Below are 26,277 nucleotides of genomic sequence, written 5' to 3' on the forward strand. Positions count from 1 at the left end.
TTATTCACTCCATTTATTTAAATCTGATATTAATATTTTATTTTCATATATTGCTTTTCCAATAATAACCCCATAACATCCTACATCATGTAACTGACGAATATTAGTAATACTTGTTATTCCTCCACTCGCAATAACTTTCATATTTGGAAATTGTTTAATAATAGTTTGATATAATGACAATGAAGGACCAGAAAGTAATCCATCTTTTGAAATATCCGTACAAAAAATTTTATTTATTCCATATTTAATTTTTTCTTCTAAAAATTTCAATAATGAAATATTATGAAGTTGAGTCCATCCATTAGTTGCTATCTTATTATTTATAACATCTACTCCAAGAAGTATTTTATCTGTTCCATAAATATGGATCCAATTATTAAACATACTAGCATTGATTACTGCAATACTTCCAATTGTTGCTATGTGTGCTCCATTATCAAAAACTATTTTTATATCTTCTTCTGTATAAATTCCACCACCAAAATCAATAGTTAAATTTGTATATGTGGCTATTTGATTTAAAATTTTCCAATTAATAATTTTTCTTTCTTTTGCCCCATCTAAATCAACTAAATGTAATCTATATAATCCATTATCTTCTATAAAACGTGCCATGTCTAATGGATTTTTTTTATAAATTGTTTTTTTTTGATAATTACCTTGTATTAAACGAACACATTGTCCATCAATAATATCGATAGCTACAATAATTTCCATATTTTTCCTGATTTTTCCTGATGACTTATTTTTTTATAATTTGATAAAATTTTCTAATATTTTTTGTCCAATAAAAGATGATTTTTCAGGATGAAATTGAACTGCGTAAAAATTATCTTTATTTATAGCCGAACTGTAATTAATAATATAATTGGTTTTTGCAATAGTATATTGTCCTAAAGGAGCATAATAACTATGTACAAAATATTGGTAACTATCATTTGGTATATCCTTAAATAAAGGACTTTTCAAATCGTTAATGGTATTCCAACCTATTTGAGGAATTTTTGGTTTTTTATTTTTAGAATTAAATTTTTTAATAGATAAATCAAAAATGCCTATACAATTTGTATTACTTTCTTCTGATGTTTTACAAAGTAACTGCATGCCTAAACATATTCCTAATACCGGTTGTTTAAGTTGAGATAAAATAATATCTAATTTATTTTTTTTTAAATATTTCATTGCAAAGCTGGCCTCTCCAACTCCTGGAAGAATAATTTTTTCTGCATTTTGAATAGATTTTTTAGAATTAGTTACAATAGCATCTACTCCTATTCTTTCTAAAGAAAACAGAATAGATTGAATATTTCCAACTGGATATTTTATGATAATTATTTTATTCATATTGATGATTACATTGATTTATAATAATCCTTTTGTACTAGGTATTTTACTAGAATTGTTTCTATTAATAGCCATTTTTAAAGCCTTTGCAAATGCTTTAAAAATAGATTCTATTTTATGATGTTCATTTTTTCCTTTAGAAAATATATATATATTACATTTAGCAGAATAAGAAAATGAGTTAAAAAAATGAAAAAACATTTCTGTAGATATTTGTCCAATTTTTTCTCGCACAAATTTTACCTTCCAACATAAATGACTTCTTCCTCCTAAATCTAATACTACAGTAGAGATACTATCATCCATAGGAATAGAAAAAAAACCATAACGATCTATTCCTATTTTATTAATAAGTTTTTTATTAATACTTTCCCCTAAAGCAATAGCAATATCTTCTATTGTATGATGTTCATCGACATTAATATCACCTTTTGCATACAAATCAATATCTATATTACTATGAAAAGACATTTGTTCTAAAAGATGATTTAAAAAACCTAATTTAGTATTAATTTTAGCTTGTCCATTTCCATATAAATTAATATTAATTTTAATATCAGTTTCATAAGTAATACGCGTATATTGAAATTGTTTATTATAAATATTTGTATTATAAGAAAGAAATTCATAAATCTCTTTCCAATTATCAGTTTTTAATGATATAACATTTTGTAATTCATCTAAATTAATCTTATTTAATTTGATGATATTTGTATATGAAAAATGATTTTGTTGATTAATCCATATTGCTTTACATCCTAAATTTTTAGCTAATAAAACATCAGTAATTCTATCCCCAATTACAAAAGATTCAGAAAGATTATAATATGTTTTATTAAAATAATCAAGTAACATACCAACCCCAGGTTTTCTTGTTCTTACATTATCCTCTGGAAAACTTCTATCTATATGAATGGCAAAAAATTGTATTCCTTCCGTTTCTAAAATTTTTAATAAATGATTTTGTATAATAAAAAAATTTTTTTCTGGAAATTTATCTGTTCCTAATCCATCTTGATTTGTGACCATAACCAATTGGTAATTAAATTGAGATATTATTTTTGATAAAAAATATATAACTTGTGGATAAAATAACATTTTTTTTATATTATCAATTTGATAATTAATAGATGGTTCTTGAAGAATTGTTCCATCTCTATCAAGAAACAATATTTTTTTCTTATTCATATTCTTGCATTTTTTTTATCAAAAATCTATTTTCTTCATTTGTGCCAATAGTGATTCTTAAACAATTATTACATAAAAGAATTTGTGAAATATTTCTAACTATAATATTATTTTGTAATAAATATTTATAAAACTTATTTGGAGAACATGATAATTTAACTAATAAAAAATTTGCATCACTGGGATAAACTTTTTTAACAATCGGAATTGTTTTTAATGCTAATGACATGTATTTTCTTTCTGACAGAATTTTTTTTAAATTATAAAAAAATAAATCTTTATTATCAAGTGCTTGTATCGCAAGTTCTTGTGAAATATTATTAATATTATACGGACTTTTTATTTTATTCATCCATTGTATAATAGCTTCTGAAGCTATTGCAATTCCAATTCTTAATCCAGCTAATCCCCAGGATTTTGATAATGTGTGAATAATAATCAAATTAGGATATTTATCAATTTTTTTATAAAAAGATTCTTGATTAGAAAAATCTATATATGCTTCATCTAATACGATAATACCATTAAATTCTTCTATTATAGTTTCTATATCTTCTTTTTTTAAATTATTTCCAGTTGGATTATTTGGAGAACAAATAAAGATTATTTTACTATTTAAATTAACAATTTTTCTAAAATGTTGAATATCTAATTGATAGGTTTTCTTTATTAAAAGAACTTTAATAACATCTACTCCATGAATTTTTCCACTTACTTCATACATACCATATGTAGGAGGAAAAATAATAGAATGATCTATCCTAGGTTTAGAAAAAATACGATAAATAATATCAATAATTTCATCACTACCATTACCTAAAAATATTTTTGAAGAAGAAATATTTTTTATTTCTGCTATTTTGTGTTTTAATTCAATTTGTAATGGATCTGGATAACGATGATATGAATTTAATGAAGATAAAGGTGATCCAAAAGAATTTTCATTGGCATCTAAAAAAATAGCATTTTGGTTAAAACTATATTCTTTTCTTGCTGATAAATATGGATATAATTGTTTAATATGATCCATTACTAAATTATTAATATCAAAATTACTATTCATTATAATATTTATTTATTTATTTAATCTAATATTAATAGATTTTTGATGTGCTATCATTCCTTCTTCAATAGCCATAATATTGGCCGCTGTAGAAAGAGTTTCTAAACCATTTTTAGAAATTTGTTGAAAACTAATAGTTTTCATAAAACTATTTACTGATATACCACTATATGATTTAGCATATCCGTTAGTAGGTAAAACATGATTCGTTCCGCTGATATAATCTCCAATACTAACAGGAGAATAATTTCCTAAAAATATAGATCCAGCATTTGTAATTTTGTTTGATAAATTAATAGAATCTTGACAACAAATCATTAAATGTTCTGGAGCAACTTGATTTATTATTTTAATGCCAATTTCTAAAGAAGAAACAACAATAATTTTACTATGTCTTAAAGATTCTTTTATAAGTTCACATTTAACCTTAATATATTCTAATTGTTTATTTAATTCTTGTTTTACTTTCTCAACCCAATTTAACTTATTAATAGTAACTAATAAAATGTAACTTTCTGCATCATGTTCCGCTTGAGACAGCATATCTGACGCTACATACTCAGGAACTGCTGTATCATCTGCTAATATAGCAACTTCAGAAGGACCAGCTGGCATATCAATAGAAACCATTCCATTTTGGAATACATTTTTTTTAGCTTCAGTAACATAAGAATTACCAGGCCCAAAAATTTTATATACTTTTGGAATACTCTTTGTTCCTATGGCCATAGCAGCAATTGCTTGAGCTCCTCCAACTTTATATATTTTGTTAATTCCAATATATTGAGCCGTATACAAAATAGATGGTGATATTTCACCATATTGATTTGATGGAGTACACAAAATAACATCTTTACATCCAGCAATTTTACTTGGTATTCCTAACATTAATACTGTAGAAAAAAGTGGAGCAGATCCTCCAGGAATGTATAACCCTATTTTTTCAATAGGAATAAATTTTCTCCAACATCTTACTCCTGATAAAATTTGTATTTTACACTCTTTATGTAATTGCTTTATATGAAAAGAATTAATATTTCGAAATGCTATATCAATGGATTTTTTTAATTGATATGAAATTTTGGAATTAGCTATCAAGATTTCTTTTTTTGAAACTAAAAAATTTTTTAAATTACAGTGATCATATTTCTTTGCATAATTTTTAATTGCTAAATCACCCTCACATTTTACATTATTGATAATAGATTTAACTTCTTGTTTAATTTTAATATTTTTTGTTGAATATCTATCAATAATCAATTTCCATATATCCAATTGTGGATTGATGTGTACTTTAATATCCATATATATTATTTATTTTTACAATATAATTTTTTCAATAGGAAGCACTAATATATCTTGTGCACCAATAGTTTTTAAATTTTCCACAATTCCCCAAAAATCATTTTCATTCACTACTGAATGTACTGAACTACATTTAGAATTTGCTAATGGTAAAATTACAGTACTGGTGATACCAGGTAAATAAGATATTATTTTTTTTAATCTTTCATTAGGCACATTTAACAGTATGTATTTATTATTTTTTGCTTTTTTTACAGCTCTAATACGAAAAAGTAATTTATTCATAATAATCAGTTGATCTTGATCTAAATGAATATTAGATGCTAAAACTGCTTCTGATTGTAGTATAGTTTCTACTTCTTTTAATCCATTCATAAATAATGTTGATCCACTACTAACTAAATCACATATACAATCAGCTAATCCTATACCAGGTGCAATTTCGACAGCACCAGATATTTCATGAATTTCTGCTTGTATACATTTTTCTTCGAAAAATTGTTTAACTAAAAATGGATAACTAGTAGCAATTTTTTTACCATATAAATCTTTTATATTTTGATATTTTAATGTCTTAGGAATAGCAATCGATAATCTACATTTTCCAAATCCTAAAGTTTCTTTAATTTTGATTTTTTTTCTTTTTTCTAATAATACATTTTTACCTACAATACCTATATCAGCAACTCCATCTTCTAGATATTGAGGAATATCATCATCACGTAAAAACAGTATTTCTAATGGGAAATTGAGAGCAGTGGTTTTTAATTTATCTATTCCTATGTTTATTTCAATACTACAATCTTTTAAAAGCTTAATTGAGTCTTCATAAAGACGGCCTGATTTTTGAATAGCTATTTTAAGTTTATCCATATATACATTCATACAATACAACATATAGGAAAAAATAATAAAAGCTTACTTGTTTGTAAGCTTTATTGATTATTGTTTATATTCTCAATCAAATGTATTTATAATGATGCACATTATAACAAAAACAAAGATAACAAACTATTTTGAATATTTTTATTTTCCTTATTTTTTACTAATTTAATTACATGAAAATTGTTACTTATAATATTAATGGAATTAGATCTGGAATAAATAAAGGATTATATGATTGGATAGAAATATTTAATCCAGATATTTTATGTTTTCAAGAAATTAAAGCTTGTAAAGAACAAATTAATACTAATATTTTTGATCAAGGTGGTTATTTTAATTATTGGTTTCCTTCATCGAACAAAAAAGGATATAGTGGTGTAGGAATATTATCAAAACAACAACCATATAATGTACATTATGGATTAGGAATAAATTCTATAGATATAGAAGGTAGAGTGATACGTATAGATTTAAAAGAAAAACTTACTATAATTAATATTTATATTCCATCAGGTACATATCTGAAACATAGACTCAATTTTAAATTATACTTTATGAATAATTTTTTATTTTATCTCAAAAATATTCAACAAAAATTGGCATTCAAAAATATTATTATTTGTGGAGATTACAATATATGTCATGAACACATAGATATTTATAATCCAAACAATAATTATAACATTTCTGGATTTTTACCAGTAGAAAGAAAATGGATAAATCAATTATTAGATTTAGGATTTGTAGATAGTTTTAGAATTTATGTAAAAACAGGAAATCATTATAGTTGGTGGAATTATAGATTTAATGCAAGACAAAAAAATCACGGATGGAGAATAGATTATATTATGATTAGTTCTTTTTTAATGAAAAAAATAAAAAATGCTTATTTATTACCATATGTACCATTTTCAGATCATTGTCCAATGGTATTAGAACTATATGATAAATAATAATAATAATGACCTGACTGGGATTCGAACCCAGGACCCTTACATTAAAAGTGTAATGCTCTACCAGCTGAGCTATCAGGTCTAGAAAACAGAGCAAATATACTAAATTTTATTTCATGAAAATTACTTTAATTGGATATATGGGATGCGGAAAAACTACTATTGGTAACATGTTATCTAAAAAAATAAAATTCAATTTTTATGATTTAGATAACTTATTAATAAAAGAAATAGGATCTACTATTGATAATATTTTTCAAACAAAAGGTGAAAAATATTTTAGAAAAATGGAACATATAATTCTAAAAAAATTTTTAAAGGAAAAAACTAAAAAATATGTTTTATCTGTTGGTGGAGGTACACCATGTTATTATAATAATATTGATTTATTAAATAAATACTCTCAAACTTTTTATTTAAAAGAAAATATTGATGTTTTATTTAATAGATTATACAAAAATAAAAAACATAGACCTTTAATATCTAATTTGCAAAAAAATGAATTGTTTAATTTTTTAAATACCAATTTTTCAAAAAGAATTCATTTTTATGAGCAATCATTCAAAAAAATTAATATACATGGAAAATCTAAATTAGAAATAGTAAAAAAAATACAAAATGAAATATATTATGTATGAATATGTCAATTTTAAATGAAATTAACTTTGTTAATAATATTCTGAAAGAAGAATTTGATATTAAGAAAAATAATAAAATATGTATTGCTGTTAGTGGAGGATTAGATAGTATGGTATTATTACATCTATTTCTTAAAATTTCTAATATTTTATCTTTATCTATAGAAATAGCTCATTGTAATTTTTCTTTAAGACAATTAGAATCTCATCAAGATGAACAATTTATAAAAGATGTATGTTATAAACAAGATATTTTATGTCACATAAAAAAATTTAATATTTTAGAATATTCTCACAAACATAAATTATCTATTCAAATGTCTGCTAGAAAATTAAGATATAAATGGTTTGATAAATTAATCAAGGCAAATGATTATGATTATGTAGCTTTAGGACATCATTTAAATGATTCAATAGAAACTTTTTTTATAAACTTAATAAGAGGAACTGGAATAAAAGGATTATTGGGCATTCCTAAAAAAAATAGAAAAATTATTCGTCCTCTTTATTCTTTTAAAAAAGAAGAAATCTTGAATTATGCAAAAAAAAATAAAATAATATTTAGATACGATAGTAGCAATACAAATATAAAATATCTTAGAAATGAAATACGATTCATAATATCTTCTTTTTCTCCATCAATCTATTATTCTTTTTATAAAGGATTTAAAAAAAGTATTAATTTTCTTTATCAAGAAAATTCTTTAATAGAAAACAAAATTTACGAAATCAAAAAAGAAATTACTTTAGTACAAACACAAGATCCATTTATTTGGAAAATAAAATGTAATAAATTACAACAATTATCTTCTATTTATTTATTTAAATTATTTTTTCAATATGGATTTTCAAATATAAAAAATATAAAAAAATTATTTTATGCTCAATCTGGTAAACAATTAATATCAAATCAATATCGTCTTATTAAAAATAGAGAAGAATTGATATTAATTGAGAATCAAATTTTTAATTTATTTAAACATAAAACATATATAATTACAAATTTGAATGTAAAAAATATGTTACTTCCTATTAGTATCCAATTTATTATTTATGCCAAAAAAATTAATATCGAAAAAATGATAACAAGACAAAAAATATTATTTATTGATTTTGAGAAAGTACAATTACCATTAAAGTTAAGAACATGGAGAAAAGGAGATATATTTTATCCTTTAAATATGACAGGTAAAAAAAAATTAAGTAAGTATTATAAAGATAATAAACTCTCTTTATTGGAAAAAGAAAAAACATGGATATTAATTAATGGTAATGACAATATTATTTTAGTAGGTAATCGTTTAGATAATAGATTTAAAATTACTTCAACCACAAAAACAATATTGGGAATAATATCATCATAAATATACATAATATAACATTGTAATTAAAATATTCAAATAATTTAACATACAAGTACTATTACTATGAATAATATTATAGTATCTTCTTTTCTTTCTATAAAAAGGTCTATTTCAAATCAAATCAAAATTGTAGTAGTATCTAAAAATAGATCCATTGATTGTATCAATACTTTATATAAAATAGGACATAGAGATTTTGGAGAAAATTATATTCAAGAAATGGTTTTAAAATATAATCAATTACCAAAAAATATACGTTGGCATATGATTGGGAAAATACAAACTAATAAATTAAAGTATATTATTCCTTTTATTCATTTAATTCACAGTGTTGATACAATTAAAAAATTATATAATATTAATAATGAAGCTAAAAAACATAATAAAAGAATAAAATGTTTATTACAAGTGAAAATATGTAATGATAAAAATAAATCAGGAATTTTAAATCATACAGAAATTTACCATATATTAGACGAATATAATAAAAAAACAATGCAATATGTACAAATTATTGGATTAATGGGTATGGCCAGTCATTATGGAACAAATGAACAAATAAAAAATGAATTTCATTATTTAAATAAAATCTATGAAAAATGTAAATATAAATATAATCATTCAGTCCTTTCTATGGGAATGAGTAGAGATTATATAATAGCTATTCAATGTGGTAGTAATCTTATTCGTTTAGGAAAATCTATCTTTGAAAAATAACATCAAAAAATCACAAAATATAATTATTATATTATAGATTTAATATATTCAGAAATACTGATTTCTAATTTATTTTGTTTTATAGCCTGTATAAAAGAACTACCTATAATGCCTCCATTTGCATATGTACAAGCTAACTTAAATTCATTTTTATTTTGAATTCCAAATCCAATTAATTTTGGGGTATTTTTTAAAGAATGTTTAATTCGTTTGAAAAAATCAATTTGTTGTTTTGATATTGTCATTCTTTGACCAGTTATAGAATTAGAGGAAACAATATATAAAAAACTAGTAGTTAGTCTATTTAATATGATAAGTCTTTTATTATTAGTTTCTGATGTAATCAAAAAAATCATAGATACAAAATATTTTTTAAATACCTTCTGATATTTTTTCAAAAAAATATTAACTGGTAAATCAGGTATAATCAATCCAAATATTCCATATTTGTTACATTGTTGTAAAAATAAATGTTCTCCATATTTATAAAATTGATTATAATATACCATGATGATAATAGGAATATTTATATATTTTTTAATTTTATTAATTATTGAAAATAATAATGAAATATTCATTCCATTTTGTAATGCTATTTCATTACTTTTTTGAATTATTAATCCGTCTGCGATAGGATCAGAATATGGAATTCCAATTTCAATTAAATCTACATTGACGTTTTGTAAGGTTATTAAGATTGTTTCTAAACTTGCAATAGTTGGATATCCAGCTGTAAAATAAATACATAATATATTGTTTTTATTATGAAATAATTTATTTAATTGATTCATACGTTGTGTTGTTTTTTATAAATTCTTCATAAATGTGTATATCTTTATCACCTCTGCCAGATAAGTTAATAATCACAATATCGTTAATTGTTAATGGAAGTTTTTTCAGAATAGCTAAAGCATGAGCACTTTCTAATGCTGGAATAATTCCTTCAAACTTCATTAATTCACATCCAGCTGATAAAGCTTCTGTATCCGTAGCATATAAAAAATTCACTCGTTGTTTGAAAAATAAATTAGCATGCATAGGCCCAACTCCAGGATAATCTAATCCAGCTGATATAGAATACGCAGGTAATACTTGGCCTTCTTGATTTTGTAAAAATAAAGTCATACTACCATGTAAAACTCCTTTTGTTCCTAAATTAATAGATGCTGCAGTTTTATTAGTATGGATTCCCATTCCAGCTGCTTCTACTCCAATAAGATTAATTAATTTATTATCCAAAAAATGATAAAAAGCACCTGCTGAATTACTACCTCCACCTATACAAGCAATAACATAATTAGGTATATTATGTCCTTCTTGTGATTTTAATTGTATTTTAATTTCTTTACTAATAATAGATTGAAAATCTGCTACCATTTGAGGATATGGATGAGGTCCTACTGTAGAGCCTATTAAATAATAACTTTCTGGATGATTTATCCAATATCTAATAGTTTCGTTTACTGCATCTTTTAAAGTTTGATCACCACTATATACGGGAATGACTTTAGCACCAAGTGTTTTCATTTTCAATACATTAGATGATTGACGATTAATATCTTTTGCTCCCATAAAAATGATACATTCTAAATTCATAAAAGAACAAGTTGTTGCAGTAGCTACCCCATGTTGACCAGCTCCTGTTTCAGCTATAATTTGTTTTTTACCCATTTTTATCGCTAACAAAGCTTGTCCTATAGTATTATTAATTTTATGGGATCCAGTATGATTTAAATCTTCTCTTTTTAAATATATCTTTGAATTATATTTTTTAGAATATGTTTTACATAAAAATAATGGAGTTGGTCTACCTACATAATTTTTTAATATTTTATGAAATAAATTTTGAAATTCTTTTGTTTTAGTAATATTATTGTAATAAGTGGTCAACTTAGATAAATTATTATAAAGCATTTCAGGAACATAAGATCCTCCAAAATCATTATAATATCCATCTTTATCAGCAAAAAAATTCATGATTTATATTTTTTGATTTGTTGAATAAAATGTTGTATAAATGTATAATTTTTTTTACCTGGACATTTTTCAAATCCACTATTAATATCAATTCCAAACATTTTTGGATGTAAATGAAAAATATTTTGAATGTCTATCATATCTTCCATTTTAATACCTCCACTTAACAAAAAAGATGTACATAAATCATAATCATATAATTTTTTCCAACAAAATTTTTTACCACTTCCTCCATAATATTTGGTTTTTGTATCAAATAAAAAATAATGACATAATGATACATAATCTTTAGTTTTTTGAAAACTAAAAGAATTATTAATATGAAATACTTTGATTAAAGTAATATTATTTTTTGCAAGTTTTTCACAAAATTGTGGACTTTCGTGCCCATGTAGTTGAATAATATCTAATTTGTGTTTTTGACTTGTTGTTAAAATTGTTTTTTCGTTTTCATTTACAAAAACACCAACTTTAAGTTTATTTATTTTTGGTAAAATCAAATTATATCCTATAAATCTTGGAGATCTAGGATAAAAAATAAAACCCATGAAATCAATATCCAATTTAGAAATTTCTAAAATATTATATTTGAGTCCACATACTTTGATTTTTAACATTTTTTATATTTTTTTTGCAATTCAATTTGTAATTTATTAATCAATTTTTTACAACTAAGTCCTGGATTATTGCTTTTCATAAAACTAGTTCCTATTAAAAATCCTTTAAATCCTTTATTTATTAATTTTAATATATCATTTGTATTATTTATTCCACTTTCTGCTATTAAAGAACATGTTTTCGGTAATTTATTAGCTAATTGAATCATTTGATCATCACTATTTATTTCAAATGTTTTTAAATTTCGTTTATTAATGCCAACAATATCATAATCTAAATCTATAATTTTTTCTATATCAATATCATCAAAAATTTCTATTATTGCTTCTAATCCAATATCCTTTGTTAAAGATAAAAAATTTTTAATTTGTGTTTTAGACAGAATATTTGCAATTAATAATATTATATCTGCACCTATATATTTTGATTCTATAATTTGATATTCATCAATAATAAAATCTTTTCTTAATAATGGTACGTTAACTAATTTTCTAGATTGTATGAAATCATGATTTGTACCATAAAAAAATTTATAATCTGTCAATATAGAAATTGCTATAGATCCATATTTTTCATAATCTTGTACAACTTTTTCTAAGTTGGCCTGTTTATTGATTATTCCTAATGATGGGGACCCTCTTTTAAATTCTGAAATAATGCCAGTGTAACTATGTTGTATCTTATCGTATAAAGAAATTACTTTTTTTTTAAAAAAAATGCCTTTTTCTAATATATTAATAGAATAACAAGATTTTTTATTATAAACTTCTTGTTTTTTATTCAAAATAATTTGGTCCAAAATATTCATATATTTATAAATTTTTTGAAAATTGTATTAGCTTGTCCACTTTCTAACGTGTGTTTAGCTCTTTCATAATTATTTATTATACTGTCTGAATTGATTAAACTTAATGCAAATGAGGCATTCCATAAAACAACTTTAGTTTGTGAAATAGTTCCTTCCCCAGATAAAATTTTTAAAAAAATTTTTGTATTTTCTTCAGAAGTTTTTCCACCAGATAATTCTATAGGATTAATTTTTTTATTAATACCCAATTCTTCTAAAGTATAAATACGTTCTTCTTTAGAAGTATAACATTTAATATCGCTAGTTAATGTTATTTCATCATAACCATCTAAACTATGAATAATTGAAAAATTTATATTTTTATCTTGATACAAATAAGCATAGAGTCTAGCTAATTCTAAATCACTAACTCCTAATAATTGATTTTTTGGATTTACTGGATTTAATAAAGGAGATAAAATATTAAATAAAGTTCTAAATCCAAATTGTTTTCTTACATAAGAAACAACTTTTAATATTGGATGAAAGATTGGTGCATGTAAATAACAAAATCCAGTTAATTCTAGTTGTTTTTTTAATTTATTTTCATTTTTAGTAAACTGATATCCTAAATTTGTTAAAATATCCGAAGATCCATATTTAGAAGAAAAACCAAAATTTCCATGTTTAATTACTTTTTCTCCAGATCCAGCAACAATAAAACAAGTCAATGTAGATATATTAAAAGTATTTTTTCCATCTCCACCAGTTCCTACTATATCAATTGCATTAAACTCATGTAAATTGACTTTGATACACAAATCCATTAATGCCTCTCTAAATCCATTAATTTCTTCTACAGTTGGTCTTCTAAAATTATACATAATTGCTATTGAAATAGCTTGTATTGGATTAATTTGACCATTGTATAATGCAAAAAATATTTTTTTAGCTTCTTTTTTAGTAAAAATTTTCTTTTCTAAAAAGAAAGATTTAAGTAATTTTTTCATTCTGATATTCATTATTAATAGTCAACCAATTTTTTATTATGTGTTCTCCATGTGGAGTTAAAATAGATTCTGGATGAAATTGCACTCCACGTACATCATATAAATTATGACGTAAAGCCATAATTTCTCCTTTATTTCCAATAGCTGTAATTGTTAATTCTTTAGGAAAATTTTTTTCAGAAATGATCCAAGAATGATATCGACCAACCTTAATATTTTTTGGAATATTTCTAAACAAAACTTCTTGACTATCTATTATAGTAATATTACTGGATATTCCATGATAAACTTTTTTAGTATTCATTAAAGTGGCTCCAAATACTTCTCCAATAGCTTGTTGTCCTAAACAAACTCCTAAAATACTTTTAGTAGCAGCATATTTTTTTATTAATGGTTTTAAAATATGAGCTTCATCGGGAATACCTGGGCCTGGAGAAAGAATAATTTTATAATATGAATTTATTTCTGATAATTTTATTTCATTATTTCTAAATACATATATAGGTTGTGTTGTGAATTTTTTGATAATATAAACAAGATTATATGTAAAAGAATCATAATTATCCAATATTAATATTTTTTTATTTTTCATTATATATCATATCTTTTATTAATATTTTATATATATCTAGCTAATTTTATTGCTTGAAATAAAGCCATTAATTTATTGTTAACTTCTTCTAATTCTTTTTCTGCTACTGAATCTGAAACAATACCAGCACCAGCTTGAAAAAATAATATATTATTTTTACTTATAAAAGAACGTATTATTATAGCTGTATTCAGATATGAATTATTTAATCCAAAAAATCCAATTGCTCCACCATATATACCTCGATTTTGATTTTCTATTTTATCAATAAGTTCCATAGCTTTATATTTTGGAGCTCCAGACAAAGTACCAGCAGGAAAAGTATCTCCAAGTATTTTTATTATAGAAATATGTTTACTCAATTTTCCAGATACTTTGGATATAATATGAAATACATGCGAAAATTCTTGTATTTTTTTAAATTTATCTACTTTGACATCATAAGAATGTTTACTTAAATCATTTCTTGCTAAATCTACTAACATGATATGTTCTGAATTTTCTTTAGGATCATTTAGTAATTCTATCTTTAATTTATTATTTTGATTTTGATTTTTTAATCTTTTGATAGTTCCAGCTATAGGATAAATATATGCATGTCTTTCATCAATAATTAATTGTGTTTCTGGAGAAGTACCAAATATTTTATAATTACCATAATCAAAATAAAATGAATATGGAGAAATATTAATACATCTAATTGCTCTATAAACGTTAAATTCATCTCCTTTAAATTTTTGTTGAAATTGTCTAGATAATACAATTTGAAAAAGATCTCCACGTAAACAATATTTTATGCCTTTATATACCATATTTTGGTATTCTTGATCAGTAACATTAGATGTGCAAGATCCTGCAATTCTAAACGAAAAATGTGAAACAAGCTTTTTATTCAAAATTTTTATTAATTGATCATTAGAGATTTTGTTAAATTTTGAAAAATTATGTTCTATCAAAAACATTTCATTATAAAATGAATAAAAAATAATTAAATTTCCATAAAAAGTAAATCTTGCTTTTGCTAAATCATAATAATTATTAGTAATTATTTGCTTGAATTTTATATTTTCAAAATATTGAATACTATCATAAGATATATATCCATAAAATCCAGAATAATTATGTGATAGTCTTAAATTTGAAAAACTTGAAGATGAATTTTGATTGGACTCGTAAAATGAATTTTGATGAAATGTGTTAAAAAATTCATCAATTAAAATAGGTAAATCTAATTTTGTTTTTAAAAAAATATGTTTGTAAATTCCATTTGGATATACTATTTTAACTATATTTTTTTCTAAAATAAATTCAGAAATTGGATTAATACAAAAAATTGACGATACTATATTAGGTTTTTCAGTGATTTCTAATAATGAAGTGTTAGGAAAAATATCTCTTAATTTTAGATATAATTCTATTGGGGTAATACTATCATAAAAAAGTCTTTTTTGTATAGTGTCAAAATTAAACTTTAACATAATTACTCACATCATTCATCATTGTGTAATAATATAATGATTTTTTATATAATTCAATAATTCATTTTTTTCAAAAAGAAACATATAATTTTAATAACAATAATAAAATAAATCTTTTTCTTATGAAAGAAATTATAAAATATAGCAAAAATCATGAATGGATTAAATTAATAGAACACAAATCATTATATGCTTATATTGGTATAAGTTTATTTGCACAAAAAGAATTAGGAGATATAATTTATTTAGATATCGATGAAAAGATTTTAAATAATACTATCAAATCAGGAAAAATTTTTGGATCTATAGAAGCAGTAAAAACTGTATCTGATCTATTTATGCCAGTAAATGGAAAAATTATTGATATTAATAAAAATGTATTATTAACTCCTGATTTAGTAAATACAGATCCTTATAATAAGGGGTGGATACTTAAAATTCAAATAGTGGATATTCAAGAATATAATAAATTAATGTCTTTAGAAGAATATAAACAATATATTAATAAGTAATAAATATAAATAAATGAATGTCTAATTACAATAATGATTTTCATTATTTGGATGATGAAAAAATAGAAAAAAAAATTATTGATTTTAAAGAGGGGAATATTACTGCAATTCGTTTTTTTATTCCTTCGATTAAATGTCAATCTTGTATGTTATACTTGGAAAATTTATCTAATCTTCATCAAGATATTTTAAAATCAACTGTAAACTTTACAAGTAAACAATTAAGTTTAACATTTTATAACGATAAATTACAATTAAGTGAATTAGCTAACTTACTAAAAAAAATTGGTTATACACCTTCTATTACAATTAAACATCCAATAAATAAAATTGATAGACAATTAATAGCTAAGTTAGCTATTAGTTTTTTTTGTTTTGGAAATATTATGTTATTATCACTTCCAGAATATTTAGGTGCAAGTATAGAAGATACTTGGTTTGTATGTAATAGAAATGTTTTTCGTTATATTATGTTTTTTATGTCTATTCCAATAGTGATATTTTCGATTTTTGATCATATTAAATACGCTTGTTTAGGATTAAAAAATCATTTAATAAATATAGATTTACCTATTAGTATTGGAATCATCACATTATTTTTGTGGAGTTCTTATGAAATTATACTTGATATAGGAAATGGATATTTTGATAGTCTTGCTAGTTTTTATTTTTTTTTATTAATTAGTAAAATTATCCAAATTAATACTCATAAAAAAATCTTTTTATTTAAAGATTATAAACAATTTTATCCAATATATGTTTCTAAGGTTAATAAAAATGGAGAAGAAAAAAAAATTCTTATTTCTGATTTAAAAATAAAAGATATAATTATTATTAGAAATGAAGAAATTATTCCAGCTGATTCTATTTTAGTAAAAGGGATGGCTCTTTTAGATAATAGTTTTATTACAGGAGAATCATATATAATTAAAAAAAAAATAGGAGATCGTATTTATGCTGGATCTAAACAAAAAGGAAGTTATATTTTAGTCAAAGTTATAAAACATATAGATCAAAGTTATATAAGTTTATTATGGAATACAAAAATAAAATATAATAATTTATTGTATATCAATACTATATCTAATAAATTAATACAATATTTTACTCCATTTATTTTACTTGTTTCAATTATTACAGGAATTTACTGGTTCTTTATAGATTCCTCAAAAATTTTACAAACTACTATTTCAGTATTAATTGTTGCTTGTCCTTGTGCAATATCTCTTTCTGCTCCATTTATCTTTGGAAATATGATGAAGTTTTTATCTAAAAAAGGTTTTTATGTAAAAGATATTTTTATCATGGAAAAATTATCTACAATTAATACTTTAATTTTTGATAAAACTGGAACTATAACAGATATAAATAAAAAAAATATTTTTTTTATTGGAAAAAAATTACAATTTCAAGATAAAATCATTATTTCTTCTTTACTTATACATTCTCACCATCCTTTAAGTCAAATGATATTAAAGGAATTATCTATAAAAAATATTAAAAAATATTATTCAGTTACTGATTTTAAAGAAATAATAGGATTGGGAATCATAGGAGTGATTAATCACAAAATTTTTGTCAAAATTGGTTCTCCAAAATTTTTAAACTTATCAATAAATAGTAATCAAGGTACTACTGTATGTATTTCTATAAATGGTAATGTAATTGGTTATTTTTTAATTAAAAATAATTATAGAAAAGGAATTCAACATCTTTTTAAGAATTTAACAAATTATGATATCATTGTATTATCTGGTGATAATAATAAATTAGAAGAAAAATATTTAAAATCTATTTTACCAAATAAAAGTATAATTTTTTTTAATCAAAGCCCAGAAGATAAATTAAAATATATTATTAATACTCAAAAACTTGGTAAAATTGTGATGATGATTGGAGATGGAATTAATGATTCTGCAGCTTTGAAAAAAAGTGATATAGGTTTAGCTTTATCAGAAAAAATTACTAATTTTTTCCCTAACTGTGATGCTTTTATTCAATCTAATTATTTAACTGATCTTCCTTTATTTTTACAATTATCCAAAATATCTGTTAAATTAGTAATTTGTAATTTATTAATAAGTTTATTTTATAATTTATTAGGATTTGTATTAGCAATTTCAGGAGTAGTGACACCTTTGATATCAGCTATTTTAATGCCTTGTAGTTCTTTATCAGTTATATTATTTTCTTTAATTTCAACTTGGATAATTTCAAAAATATTTATAGTAAAGTAAAAAGTAAGATGAGTATATTAATTATCATGATATTTTCCAGTCTTTTATTTAGTATTTTATTTCTTATAATATTTTTAATTAGTCTTTATTCAGGACAATTTGACGATTGTGAATCTCCACGAATAAGAATATTAATTAATGATAAAAAAATATATAATAATAACAATAAATCATGATTATGAATAATATGAAATTGAAAACATTTTATTATAATAATATAATTGTAAAAGCATTTTTATATGCTACTATATTTTGGGGATTTATTGGGTTATTAGCAGGTTTATTTATTGCGTTATTATTAATTATGCCAACCATTCCGGAATTATTATTAGGTAATAAATTACAATATTCTCAAGGAATAATGGGATTTGGACGTTGGCGAATGCTGCATACTACAACAGCTATATTTGCTTTTATTGGCAATGTGATTTTTACTGGAACTTATTATTCGATACAAAGATTATTAAAAACCAGAATTTATAGTGATTATCTTAGTTGGATACATTTTTTTGGATGGCAAATTTTTATTTTATCATCTTGGGTAACTTTTTTATTAGGAATTAATACTAGTAAAGAATATTCTGAACATGAATGGCCAATAGATATATTAATTTTTATTATTTGGTTAGTATATGGTATTAATATGATTGGTACTATTTTAAATAGACAAATTCAACATTTATATGTTAGTATATGGTTTTTTTTAGGCACTTGGGTAGCTGTTGCTATGTTACATGTTTTTAATAATCTTGAATTACCTATTGAATTATTATCTTTTAAAAGTTATTCTATATATGCAGGAGTTCAAGATGCATTGATGCAGTGGTGGTATGGGCATAATGCAGTAGCATTTATATTAACTACCCCCATATTAGGATTAATGTATTATTTTGTTCCTAAAGCGTCTAATCAACCAGTTTTTTCTTATAAATTATCTATTATACATTTTTGGTCTTTAATATTTATATATATATGGGCTGGACCACATCATTTAATGTATACTTCATTACCCAATTGGGCACAAATGTTAGGTACTATTTTTTCTATTATGTTAATTGCTCCTTCTTGGGGAGGAATGTTAAATGGATTATTGACTTTAAGAGGAGATTGGTCAAAAGTTAAAAAAGATCCTATTTTAAAATTTTTTTTAGTAGGTATTGTATGTTATGGAATGGCAACTTTTGAAGGACCAATGTTAGCGACAAAAACATTAAATTCTATTGCTCATTTTACAGATTGGATAATTGCTCATGTTCATTTAGGAACCTTAGGATGGAATGGATTTATGGCATTTGGAATGATTTATTGGTTAACTAAACAATTATGGAATCGTAATCAATTATATTCCAATAAATTAATGAATTTACATTTTATATTTGGATTAATAGGTCTAATATTATACATTTTTCCTCTTTATTTTGGATCCATTTTGCAAGCTAATATGTGGAAATCATTTAATCCTGATGGAACGTTAACATATAAAAAATTTTTGGATACTGTATTAAATATTTTACCTTTTTATAAAGCTAGATTTGTAGGTGGAGTAATTTATATTTTAGGTTTTATTATGATGTTATATAATATATATAAAACGATTCAACAAGGAGAATTTATAAAACATGAATCTTTTCAAGTAATATCTTACATATCTTCAGATAAAAACAATAATTTTACAACATTTCATGGTAAATTGGAAACAAAACCTATACAATTTACTATTCTTTCTTTTATAGCAGTTGCTATAGGTGGTATAATAGAAATTATTCCATCGTTAGCTATAAAATCAAATATTCCTACTATTAAAAATATAAAACCTTATACAGCTTTAGAGTTAGAAGGTAGAGATTTATTCGTCAGAGAAGGTTGTAATTCTTGTCATAGTGCTCAAGTGAGGCCATTTAGAGATGAAGTAGTTCGTTATGGAGAATATTCAAAAGCTGGAGAATTTATTTATGATCATCCTTTTCTTTGGGGATCTAAACGTACAGGTCCAGATCTAGCTAGAGAAGGAGGTAAAAATCCAAACTCGTGGCATTTTAATCATCTAAATAATCCTCGCTCTACTTCCCCAGGTTCGATTATGCCAAGATATCCTTGGCTAGTATATAATAAATTAAATAGGTCTGATACAAAAAAAAAACTTCAAGCAATGATTAAACTTGGAGTTCCCTATACTTCAGATAGTATAATAAATTTTAATAAAGATATGGATATACAAGCAAAAAAAATTGTTTTTGATATTTATAAGGAAAATCCAAAATTAAAACTTGAAATGGATATTCAAAAAAAAAGATATAAAAATAAATTTATTCCTTTAGAAAAAAGAGAAGTGATTGCTATTATATCTTATCTTCAAAAATTAGGGATTGATATTAAAATAAAAAAATAATGATGAATACATAATGATAACATTTTATAAAAAAATTATTTTTTCTGAAAAATATATTGGTATATTTCAATCCATAATGTTAATTATATTTTTAATGTGTTTTTGTTTTATTTTCTTTTTGACCTATTGTAAGTCTAAAAAATATTATGATAAAATCAAAGATTTGCCTTTAGAATAGATTTAAATCTATATGAGTTATGAGAACGAAAGTTCCTTTTTTTATTAATATTCCTATTATTGTATCAATTATTATTTTTATATTTTATATTATTTTAGGAATAGAAAATATCAAGTTAATATATCATCCAATATCTATACTATTTTTTTTTGTTATAATTATATTATTATTTGTATTAGATTTTATCAATGAATTAATTTATAGAAAAAAATTAAAATCCTTAACTGACATAGAAAAAAAAAATATACTTGATGAAAATGAAGGAAATTACTTTTATAGACTTTATAAATTTTTTAATTATAAAACTAAAATTGACAATTTAAAACAAATTAATCATGGATTTGATGATATTATAGAATTAGATAATAAATTACCAATATGGTGGGTTCATCTATTTTTTTTCACAATTGTAATTTCGGTAATTTATTTGTGTGCTTATTTATTTACTGATTTTTCTAATCCATATCAAGAATATCAAATAGCATATCAAGAGCAATTAAAAAATATAGAAAAATTTGAAAAAACTATGCCACAAATAACTATTGAAAATGCTACATTTAATAATCATTTAATTGATAGTGGAAAAGTTCTTTTTGAAGAAAATTGTGCTACTTGTCATAATTCTGATGGAAGTGGAAATATTGGCCCAAATTTAACAGATGATTATTGGATAAATATAATAGAAAAAGATCTTTTCAAAAATATCTTTTCTATTGTATGGAATGGTAGTAAAAATAATCCTACTATGAGAGCATTTGGAAAAAATGGAGAATTAAAAGGTAATGATATTCAAAAAATATCTAGTTATGTATATTTTATAAATACAAAAAATGTTAGTACTAGTGGTAAATCTCCAGAAGGTAAAAAAATTATTAATTGGAATAGTGTTTCAATCATAAAAAAATAATTATTAATATAGAATTTTTTATGAAAACCAAATTAAATGTAGAAATAGTAATTATATCATCTTTATCTGTTTTTATTTGTTTTATTATTTATATAACCTTTTTTTTTCCTCATAAAGAAAGTCAATTGATATCAGATAAATATTATGAAGAAGAAATGAGGTATCAAGACATTATAAATGAAAAACAAAATTTGTTGTCTTTATCAGAAAATATTAAAATACTAATGTGTACTTCTGGTATATATATAATATTTCCAAAAATGATAGATAACATATTTGGAACTTATACATTATTACGTTATTCATCTAAAAACATGGATATCAAACAACATTTTGCAATTATTTTTAATAAAAAAAAACAACTATTTATTCCATGTAATCTTTTGAAAACAGGAACTTATAAATTAATGATTAGATGGCAATCTAATAAAAAACAATTTTTTTTTGAAAAAGATATATTTTGGAATGGATAATATATTTTTGATTCATTTTCAAAATTATTACTTATGGTAAAAAAAATAAAAAATCTTAAACATGAAGCTTTAAATTATCATAGTAAATTTCCAACTGGAAAAATACAAATATCTCCTACTAAAGATTATAGTACTCAAAAAGATTTATCTTTAGCTTATTCACCAGGTGTAGCAGAACCGTGTAAAGAAATTTATAGATCTTATAAAACAGTATATAAATATACTTCTAAAGGTAATTTAGTAGCAGTGATTACTAATGGATCCGCCGTATTAGGTCTTGGTAATATTGGTGCTTTAGCTTCTAAACCAGTGATGGAAGGGAAAGCATTGTTATTTAAAATATTTTCAGGAATAGATGTTTTTGATATAGAAATTAATGAATCTGATCCAAATAAATTTATTGAAATAGTTAAAGCTATAGCTCCAACATTTGGAGGAATTAATTTAGAAGATATTAAATCTCCAGAAGCTTTTGAAATAGAAAAAAGATTAAAATTTGAATTAGATATTCCAGTGATGCATGATGATCAACATGGAACTGCTATTATTTCTGGAGCAGCATTGTTAAATGCTTTAAGTTATGTCAAAAAAAATATTCAAGAAATTAAAATGATAGTTAATGGAGCAGGATCAGCTGCTATTTCTTGCACCAGAATATATAAAAAATTAGGATTGAACCCAAATAATATTCTTATGTTTGATAGCAAGGGATTATTACATAGTTCAAGAAAAGATTTAACTACAGAAAAAGAAGAATTTGCTGTCAATACTAAATTACAAAATCTTTCTGAAGCAATTAAAGATTCTGATGTATTTATTGGATTATCTATAGGAGGAGTATTAACTGAAAAAATGTTAAAAAGTATGTCAAAAAATCCTATAGTATTTGCTATGGCTAATCCAGATCCTGAAATTGATTATAATGTGGCCGTCCAAACTCGATCTGATGTTATAATTGCTACAGGAAGAAGTGATTATCCTAATCAAGTGAATAACGTATTAGGATTTCCATATATTTTTAGAGGAGCACTCGATGTTAGAGCAACTATTATCAATGACGAAATGAAATTAGCAGCTATTTATGCTATAGCATCTTTGGCGAAAGAATCAGTTCCAGAACAAGTTAATATCGTTTATAATAAAAAAAATATTTCCTTTGGAAAAGATTATATAATTCCAAAACCTTTTGATAATCGTTTAATTACTCGTGTAGCTCCTGCAGTAGCTAAAGCGGCTATGGATAGTGGAGTGGCAAGAAGTCCAATTATCAATTGGACTAAATATAGAGAAATATTATTAGATAGAATGGAGTATGAAAATAAAATTATTAGAATGATTCAAAAACGAGCTCAATCTAATCCTAAGAAAATCGTTTTTTGTAATGGAGAAGAATATAATATTTTAAAATCTATTCAAATATTACAAGAAAAAGGAATAATATTAAATTCAACAATTGTTTTAGGAAATAAACATAAAATTCAAACATTAATTAATAAACATAATCTTAAAATAGATCCTATTATTTTTGATCCTAAAAAAAATGATCAAAAAGTCAAAGATTATGTTAATATTTTATTATATAAAAATAAAAAAATTATTAAATCTAATGCATATCATATTATGCAAAATCTTGATTATTTTGGTGCAATGATGGTTGATCAAGGAGAAGCAGATATTGTAATGACTGGATATTCTAATCCATTTAGATATAGTTTAAAACCAATATTAGACATAATTGGTACAAATAATTTATGTCAAAAAACTGCTGGATTGATGATTTTATTAACTAAACATGGACCTATATTTTTAGCTGATATTGCAGTTATAAAAAATCCTACTACGATAGAATTAGTTCGAATTACTATTATGACAACTAAAATCGTAAAATATTTTGATATGGTACCATGTATAGCAATGTTATCTTTTAATAATGTTTTATCTAAAACCAATAAAATATATAAAACTGTAGATTTTTTACATAAAAAATATCCAAATTTAGTAGTACTACATGGAGAATCACAATTAAATTTATCGTTAAATAAACTATGTTTAGAAAAAAATTTAACATATTTTAATTCTAAAATATCAAACAACAAGGCAAATGTTTTTATATTTCCTAATATAGAATCAGGAAATTTAACTTATAAATTTTTTATTGGATTAGAAAAAATAAAAACAATTGGTCCAGTTTTATTAGGAATCAAAAAACCAGCATATATTATGCAAATGAAATCTAATATAGAAGAGATTGTGAATCTTTCTACTTTTTCAGTAATTGATGCACAAATTAGACATTAGAACAAATTATAAATTTATTTGTTTTACAATAAAATTGTTTTTAAAAATGGATTTAACTTTTGCATAAAAAATAGGAGAAATGAAATCAGAAGTATAAAAAATAATATGATGATTATTGATAGGGATAGGATAAATAGGAACTGTATTTAATAAATTTTTATTATATAATGTTGTTATTATGTCTTTAACTACTATTTTTTGTATTTCAATAATACGAATATTTTCTTTAAAAATATTGTTTATTGCATTTTTTAAAAATAGATAATGTGTACATGCTAATAATAAGAGATCTATATTTTTTATAAATGAATTAAAACTCTCTTGAATAAGAGAATTTAACTGATGTGTGTGTATGCCATTTTCAATAATTTTTGCTAAAAATGGTATAGATTTTGTAATAATCGTTAAATGAGGAAAATGTTTTTTCATTTTATTTTGGTAATATTGTGATCTAATTGTGGCATGTGTGGCACAAATGCCAATTTTATTATATGAAAAAAATATTTTATTTTTTATTACTGGATCTATAACATTAAATAATATTGTTTTTTGACTAAATTTTTCTTGTATAATATCTAAAGCATTAGATACAATTGAATTACATGCTATCACTATAGCTTTACATTGGTGTTGAAATAAAAAAGAAACTATTTTCATAGAATGATGACGAATAAAATGTTGAGATTTATTTCCATAAGGCATATTTTTTGTATCTCCAACATAAAATAATCTTTCATTAGGCATATAATTTATAATTTCTTTAGCAATACAAAGTCCACCAATTCCAGAATCAAATATTCCAATGGGAAAATAATATTTCATATTTTTTATTTGTAAATATAATATAAGGAAAGGATAAGTTTATATTATGTTTTATGTTAAGTTAAATGTAATCATAATCATTAATTATATTAATATTATTACTAACTTTAATTATCTAACTATCTAACTATCTAACTATCTAACTATCTAACTATTATAATTAATTATTCCTAACTATCTATCTATATCATCTAATATGATATATATTTTTTTAATTTATTTTTTAATCTTGATGCTTTATTAACATGTATAATATTTTTTTTTACTAATTTATCTATCATAGAAATTACTTTAGAATATTTGTTTTGATTTTTTAATAATTTTTTTATAGCTGTTTTTGTACTTTTATATATATATTTATTTCGATTACGTCGAATTTTATTTTGTCTAAGTCTTTTGAGAGAAGAATATGATTGGGCACCCATAAAAAATAATATTTTATTTATAGCCCATAGGGGAATTGAACCCCTCTTTTCAGGATGAAAACCTGATGTCCTAACCAATAGACGAATGGGCCAAAATGTAAATTTAATTTTTTT

The 26,277-nt window shown here is 22.9% G+C and carries 26 protein-coding genes and 2 tRNA genes; 11 read left to right on the forward strand and 17 right to left on the reverse strand.

Annotation, left to right across the window (positions count from 1 at the left end; all coding sequences use genetic code 11):
- From hisA to hisG, 6 genes are read right to left on the reverse strand one after another with little or no spacing between them, the layout of a single operon-like run.
- Positions 1 to 720 (reverse strand): 1-(5-phosphoribosyl)-5-[(5-phosphoribosylamino)methylideneamino]imidazole-4-carboxamide isomerase, encoded by a 720-nt coding sequence (gene hisA, locus H0H37_RS00920; RefSeq protein WP_185882562.1) that lies wholly within the window; start codon positions 718 to 720, stop codon positions 1 to 3.
- A 33-nt stretch (positions 721 to 753) separates the two neighbouring features.
- Positions 754 to 1,347 carry an imidazole glycerol phosphate synthase subunit HisH gene (gene hisH / locus H0H37_RS00925; protein ID WP_185882563.1) on the reverse strand — a complete coding sequence of 198 codons (594 nt, stop codon included), beginning with the start codon at positions 1,345 to 1,347 and terminating at the stop codon, positions 754 to 756.
- 18 nt (positions 1,348 to 1,365) lie between these two features.
- The gene (gene hisB, locus H0H37_RS00930) at positions 1,366 to 2,535 is read right to left on the reverse strand and encodes a bifunctional histidinol-phosphatase/imidazoleglycerol-phosphate dehydratase HisB (protein WP_185882564.1); all 1,170 of its coding nucleotides are present in this window, start codon (positions 2,533 to 2,535) and stop codon (positions 1,366 to 1,368) included.
- Positions 2,528 to 3,598 (reverse strand): histidinol-phosphate transaminase, encoded by a 1,071-nt coding sequence (gene hisC / locus H0H37_RS00935; protein ID WP_185882565.1) that lies wholly within the window; start codon positions 3,596 to 3,598, stop codon positions 2,528 to 2,530. Before hisC ends, hisB begins: the two co-directional genes overlap by 8 nt.
- Positions 3,599 to 3,610: 12 nt before the next feature.
- Entirely contained in the window at positions 3,611 to 4,903 is a 1,293-nt protein-coding gene (hisD, locus tag H0H37_RS00940; RefSeq protein WP_185882566.1) for a histidinol dehydrogenase, read from the reverse strand.
- Positions 4,904 to 4,918: 15 nt separating this feature from the next.
- Positions 4,919 to 5,776: an ATP phosphoribosyltransferase gene (gene hisG / locus H0H37_RS00945; protein ID WP_185882567.1), complete on the reverse strand. Its 858-nt coding sequence runs from the start codon at positions 5,774 to 5,776 to the stop codon at positions 4,919 to 4,921.
- Between the two features lie 185 nt (positions 5,777 to 5,961).
- Between hisG and H0H37_RS00950 the strand changes: the two genes are divergently transcribed.
- Complete coding sequence (locus tag H0H37_RS00950; RefSeq protein WP_185882568.1) at positions 5,962 to 6,741, forward strand: exodeoxyribonuclease III; 780 nt, start codon at positions 5,962 to 5,964, stop codon at positions 6,739 to 6,741.
- 9 nt (positions 6,742 to 6,750) lie between these two features.
- On the opposite strand, the gene H0H37_RS00955 is transcribed toward H0H37_RS00950, so the two are convergent.
- Positions 6,751 to 6,823, reverse strand: a tRNA-Lys gene (locus H0H37_RS00955).
- A gap of 34 nt (positions 6,824 to 6,857) precedes the next feature.
- On the opposite strand from H0H37_RS00955, the gene H0H37_RS00960 reads away from it, so the two are divergent.
- From H0H37_RS00960 to H0H37_RS00970, 3 genes are all read left to right on the forward strand, one after another.
- Positions 6,858 to 7,379: a shikimate kinase gene (locus H0H37_RS00960; protein WP_185882569.1), complete on the forward strand. Its 522-nt coding sequence runs from the start codon at positions 6,858 to 6,860 to the stop codon at positions 7,377 to 7,379.
- Positions 7,376 to 8,743, forward strand: coding sequence for a tRNA lysidine(34) synthetase TilS (gene tilS, locus H0H37_RS00965; protein ID WP_185882570.1), 1,368 nt, complete (start codon positions 7,376 to 7,378; stop codon positions 8,741 to 8,743). Before H0H37_RS00960 ends, tilS begins: the two co-directional genes overlap by 4 nt.
- Positions 8,744 to 8,806: 63 nt before the next feature.
- Positions 8,807 to 9,460 carry a YggS family pyridoxal phosphate-dependent enzyme gene (locus H0H37_RS00970; RefSeq protein WP_185882571.1) on the forward strand — a complete coding sequence of 218 codons (654 nt, stop codon included), beginning with the start codon at positions 8,807 to 8,809 and terminating at the stop codon, positions 9,458 to 9,460.
- 26 nt (positions 9,461 to 9,486) lie between these two features.
- Here H0H37_RS00970 and trpA read toward each other — a convergent pair whose 3' ends face one another.
- The 7 genes from trpA to H0H37_RS01005 are packed head-to-tail and all read right to left on the reverse strand — an operon-like array spanning position 9,487 to position 15,922.
- Positions 9,487 to 10,251 (reverse strand): tryptophan synthase subunit alpha, encoded by a 765-nt coding sequence (gene trpA, locus H0H37_RS00975; RefSeq protein ID WP_185882572.1) that lies wholly within the window; start codon positions 10,249 to 10,251, stop codon positions 9,487 to 9,489.
- A complete protein-coding gene (gene trpB / locus H0H37_RS00980) occupies positions 10,235 to 11,437 on the reverse strand; it encodes a tryptophan synthase subunit beta (RefSeq protein WP_185882573.1) in 1,203 nt (400 codons plus the stop codon). Before trpB ends, trpA begins: the two co-directional genes overlap by 17 nt.
- Positions 11,434 to 12,054, reverse strand: coding sequence for a phosphoribosylanthranilate isomerase (gene trpF, locus H0H37_RS00985; protein WP_185882574.1), 621 nt, complete (start codon positions 12,052 to 12,054; stop codon positions 11,434 to 11,436). Before trpF ends, trpB begins: the two co-directional genes overlap by 4 nt.
- Positions 12,048 to 12,863 (reverse strand): indole-3-glycerol phosphate synthase TrpC, encoded by an 816-nt coding sequence (locus H0H37_RS00990; protein ID WP_185882575.1) that lies wholly within the window; start codon positions 12,861 to 12,863, stop codon positions 12,048 to 12,050. The genes trpF and H0H37_RS00990 overlap by 7 nt, the downstream gene beginning before the upstream one ends.
- Positions 12,860 to 13,852: an anthranilate phosphoribosyltransferase gene (gene trpD, locus H0H37_RS00995; protein ID WP_185882576.1), complete on the reverse strand. Its 993-nt coding sequence runs from the start codon at positions 13,850 to 13,852 to the stop codon at positions 12,860 to 12,862. Before trpD ends, H0H37_RS00990 begins: the two co-directional genes overlap by 4 nt.
- Positions 13,836 to 14,444 carry an anthranilate synthase component II gene (locus H0H37_RS01000; RefSeq protein ID WP_185882577.1) on the reverse strand — a complete coding sequence of 203 codons (609 nt, stop codon included), beginning with the start codon at positions 14,442 to 14,444 and terminating at the stop codon, positions 13,836 to 13,838. Before H0H37_RS01000 ends, trpD begins: the two co-directional genes overlap by 17 nt.
- Before the next feature lie 26 nt (positions 14,445 to 14,470).
- Entirely contained in the window at positions 14,471 to 15,922 is a 1,452-nt protein-coding gene (locus H0H37_RS01005) for an anthranilate synthase component I family protein (protein ID WP_185882578.1), read from the reverse strand.
- A 122-nt stretch (positions 15,923 to 16,044) separates the two neighbouring features.
- Between H0H37_RS01005 and gcvH the strand changes: the two genes are divergently transcribed.
- From gcvH to H0H37_RS01040, 7 genes are all read left to right on the forward strand, one after another.
- Complete coding sequence (gene gcvH, locus H0H37_RS01010) at positions 16,045 to 16,434, forward strand: glycine cleavage system protein GcvH (protein ID WP_185882579.1); 390 nt, start codon at positions 16,045 to 16,047, stop codon at positions 16,432 to 16,434.
- Between the two features lie 17 nt (positions 16,435 to 16,451).
- Positions 16,452 to 18,671 (forward strand): heavy metal translocating P-type ATPase, encoded by a 2,220-nt coding sequence (locus tag H0H37_RS01015; protein ID WP_185882580.1) that lies wholly within the window; start codon positions 16,452 to 16,454, stop codon positions 18,669 to 18,671.
- An 8-nt stretch (positions 18,672 to 18,679) separates the two neighbouring features.
- The gene (gene ccoS, locus H0H37_RS01020; protein ID WP_185882581.1) at positions 18,680 to 18,847 is read left to right on the forward strand and encodes a cbb3-type cytochrome oxidase assembly protein CcoS; all 168 of its coding nucleotides are present in this window, start codon (positions 18,680 to 18,682) and stop codon (positions 18,845 to 18,847) included.
- A gap of 11 nt (positions 18,848 to 18,858) precedes the next feature.
- Positions 18,859 to 21,060, forward strand: coding sequence for a cytochrome-c oxidase, cbb3-type subunit I (gene ccoN / locus H0H37_RS01025; protein ID WP_185882582.1), 2,202 nt, complete (start codon positions 18,859 to 18,861; stop codon positions 21,058 to 21,060).
- 197 nt (positions 21,061 to 21,257) lie between these two features.
- Positions 21,258 to 22,145: a cbb3-type cytochrome c oxidase N-terminal domain-containing protein gene (locus tag H0H37_RS01030; protein ID WP_185882583.1), complete on the forward strand. Its 888-nt coding sequence runs from the start codon at positions 21,258 to 21,260 to the stop codon at positions 22,143 to 22,145.
- A gap of 20 nt (positions 22,146 to 22,165) precedes the next feature.
- Positions 22,166 to 22,618 carry a cytochrome C oxidase Cbb3 gene (locus tag H0H37_RS01035; RefSeq protein WP_185882584.1) on the forward strand — a complete coding sequence of 151 codons (453 nt, stop codon included), beginning with the start codon at positions 22,166 to 22,168 and terminating at the stop codon, positions 22,616 to 22,618.
- 33 nt (positions 22,619 to 22,651) lie between these two features.
- Positions 22,652 to 24,916 carry an NADP-dependent malic enzyme gene (locus tag H0H37_RS01040; protein ID WP_185882585.1) on the forward strand — a complete coding sequence of 755 codons (2,265 nt, stop codon included), beginning with the start codon at positions 22,652 to 22,654 and terminating at the stop codon, positions 24,914 to 24,916.
- 6 nt (positions 24,917 to 24,922) lie between these two features.
- On the opposite strand, the gene murI is transcribed toward H0H37_RS01040, so the two are convergent.
- The 3 genes from murI to H0H37_RS01055 form a co-directional block, all read right to left on the reverse strand.
- Positions 24,923 to 25,738 carry a glutamate racemase gene (gene murI / locus H0H37_RS01045; RefSeq protein ID WP_185882586.1) on the reverse strand — a complete coding sequence of 272 codons (816 nt, stop codon included), beginning with the start codon at positions 25,736 to 25,738 and terminating at the stop codon, positions 24,923 to 24,925.
- Positions 25,739 to 25,929: 191 nt separating this feature from the next.
- Positions 25,930 to 26,163 carry a 30S ribosomal protein S20 gene (gene rpsT, locus H0H37_RS01050; RefSeq protein ID WP_185882587.1) on the reverse strand — a complete coding sequence of 78 codons (234 nt, stop codon included), beginning with the start codon at positions 26,161 to 26,163 and terminating at the stop codon, positions 25,930 to 25,932.
- Positions 26,164 to 26,183: 20 nt separating this feature from the next.
- A tRNA-Glu gene (locus H0H37_RS01055) sits at positions 26,184 to 26,255 on the reverse strand.
- Positions 26,256 to 26,277 lie beyond the last annotated feature (22 nt).

This window comes from Blattabacterium cuenoti (assembly GCF_014252335.1).
Taxonomy (GTDB): Bacteria; Bacteroidota; Bacteroidia; order Flavobacteriales; family Blattabacteriaceae; genus Blattabacterium; species Blattabacterium cuenoti_AL.

Coding starts and splice junctions, on each gene's coding strand:
- H0H37_RS01035 (WP_185882584.1), top strand. CDS start 22,166: ATGAAAACCAAATTAAATGTAGAAATAGTAATTATATCATCTTTATCT.
- trpA (WP_185882572.1), bottom strand. CDS start 10,251: ATGAATCAATTAAATAAATTATTTCATAATAAAAACAATATATTATGT.
- hisH (WP_185882563.1), bottom strand. CDS start 1,347: ATGAATAAAATAATTATCATAAAATATCCAGTTGGAAATATTCAATCT.
- hisB (WP_185882564.1), bottom strand. CDS start 2,535: ATGAATAAGAAAAAAATATTGTTTCTTGATAGAGATGGAACAATTCTT.
- tilS (WP_185882570.1), top strand. CDS start 7,376: ATGAATATGTCAATTTTAAATGAAATTAACTTTGTTAATAATATTCTG.
- gcvH (WP_185882579.1), top strand. CDS start 16,045: ATGAAAGAAATTATAAAATATAGCAAAAATCATGAATGGATTAAATTA.
- H0H37_RS01000 (WP_185882577.1), bottom strand. CDS start 14,444: ATGAAAAATAAAAAAATATTAATATTGGATAATTATGATTCTTTTACA.
- H0H37_RS01030 (WP_185882583.1), top strand. CDS start 21,258: ATGAGAACGAAAGTTCCTTTTTTTATTAATATTCCTATTATTGTATCA.
- hisA (WP_185882562.1), bottom strand. CDS start 720: ATGGAAATTATTGTAGCTATCGATATTATTGATGGACAATGTGTTCGT.
- hisD (WP_185882566.1), bottom strand. CDS start 4,903: ATGGATATTAAAGTACACATCAATCCACAATTGGATATATGGAAATTG.
- H0H37_RS00990 (WP_185882575.1), bottom strand. CDS start 12,863: ATGAATATTTTGGACCAAATTATTTTGAATAAAAAACAAGAAGTTTAT.
- H0H37_RS01040 (WP_185882585.1), top strand. CDS start 22,652: ATGGTAAAAAAAATAAAAAATCTTAAACATGAAGCTTTAAATTATCAT.
- ccoN (WP_185882582.1), top strand. CDS start 18,859: ATGAAATTGAAAACATTTTATTATAATAATATAATTGTAAAAGCATTT.
- trpB (WP_185882573.1), bottom strand. CDS start 11,437: ATGAATTTTTTTGCTGATAAAGATGGATATTATAATGATTTTGGAGGA.
- trpD (WP_185882576.1), bottom strand. CDS start 13,852: ATGAAAAAATTACTTAAATCTTTCTTTTTAGAAAAGAAAATTTTTACT.
- H0H37_RS00960 (WP_185882569.1), top strand. CDS start 6,858: ATGAAAATTACTTTAATTGGATATATGGGATGCGGAAAAACTACTATT.
- H0H37_RS01005 (WP_185882578.1), bottom strand. CDS start 15,922: ATGTTAAAGTTTAATTTTGACACTATACAAAAAAGACTTTTTTATGAT.
- hisC (WP_185882565.1), bottom strand. CDS start 3,598: ATGAATAGTAATTTTGATATTAATAATTTAGTAATGGATCATATTAAA.
- H0H37_RS00950 (WP_185882568.1), top strand. CDS start 5,962: ATGAAAATTGTTACTTATAATATTAATGGAATTAGATCTGGAATAAAT.
- ccoS (WP_185882581.1), top strand. CDS start 18,680: ATGAGTATATTAATTATCATGATATTTTCCAGTCTTTTATTTAGTATT.
- trpF (WP_185882574.1), bottom strand. CDS start 12,054: ATGTTAAAAATCAAAGTATGTGGACTCAAATATAATATTTTAGAAATT.
- H0H37_RS01015 (WP_185882580.1), top strand. CDS start 16,452: ATGTCTAATTACAATAATGATTTTCATTATTTGGATGATGAAAAAATA.
- H0H37_RS00970 (WP_185882571.1), top strand. CDS start 8,807: ATGAATAATATTATAGTATCTTCTTTTCTTTCTATAAAAAGGTCTATT.
- hisG (WP_185882567.1), bottom strand. CDS start 5,776: ATGGATAAACTTAAAATAGCTATTCAAAAATCAGGCCGTCTTTATGAA.
- rpsT (WP_185882587.1), bottom strand. CDS start 26,163: ATGGGTGCCCAATCATATTCTTCTCTCAAAAGACTTAGACAAAATAAA.
- murI (WP_185882586.1), bottom strand. CDS start 25,738: ATGAAATATTATTTTCCCATTGGAATATTTGATTCTGGAATTGGTGGA.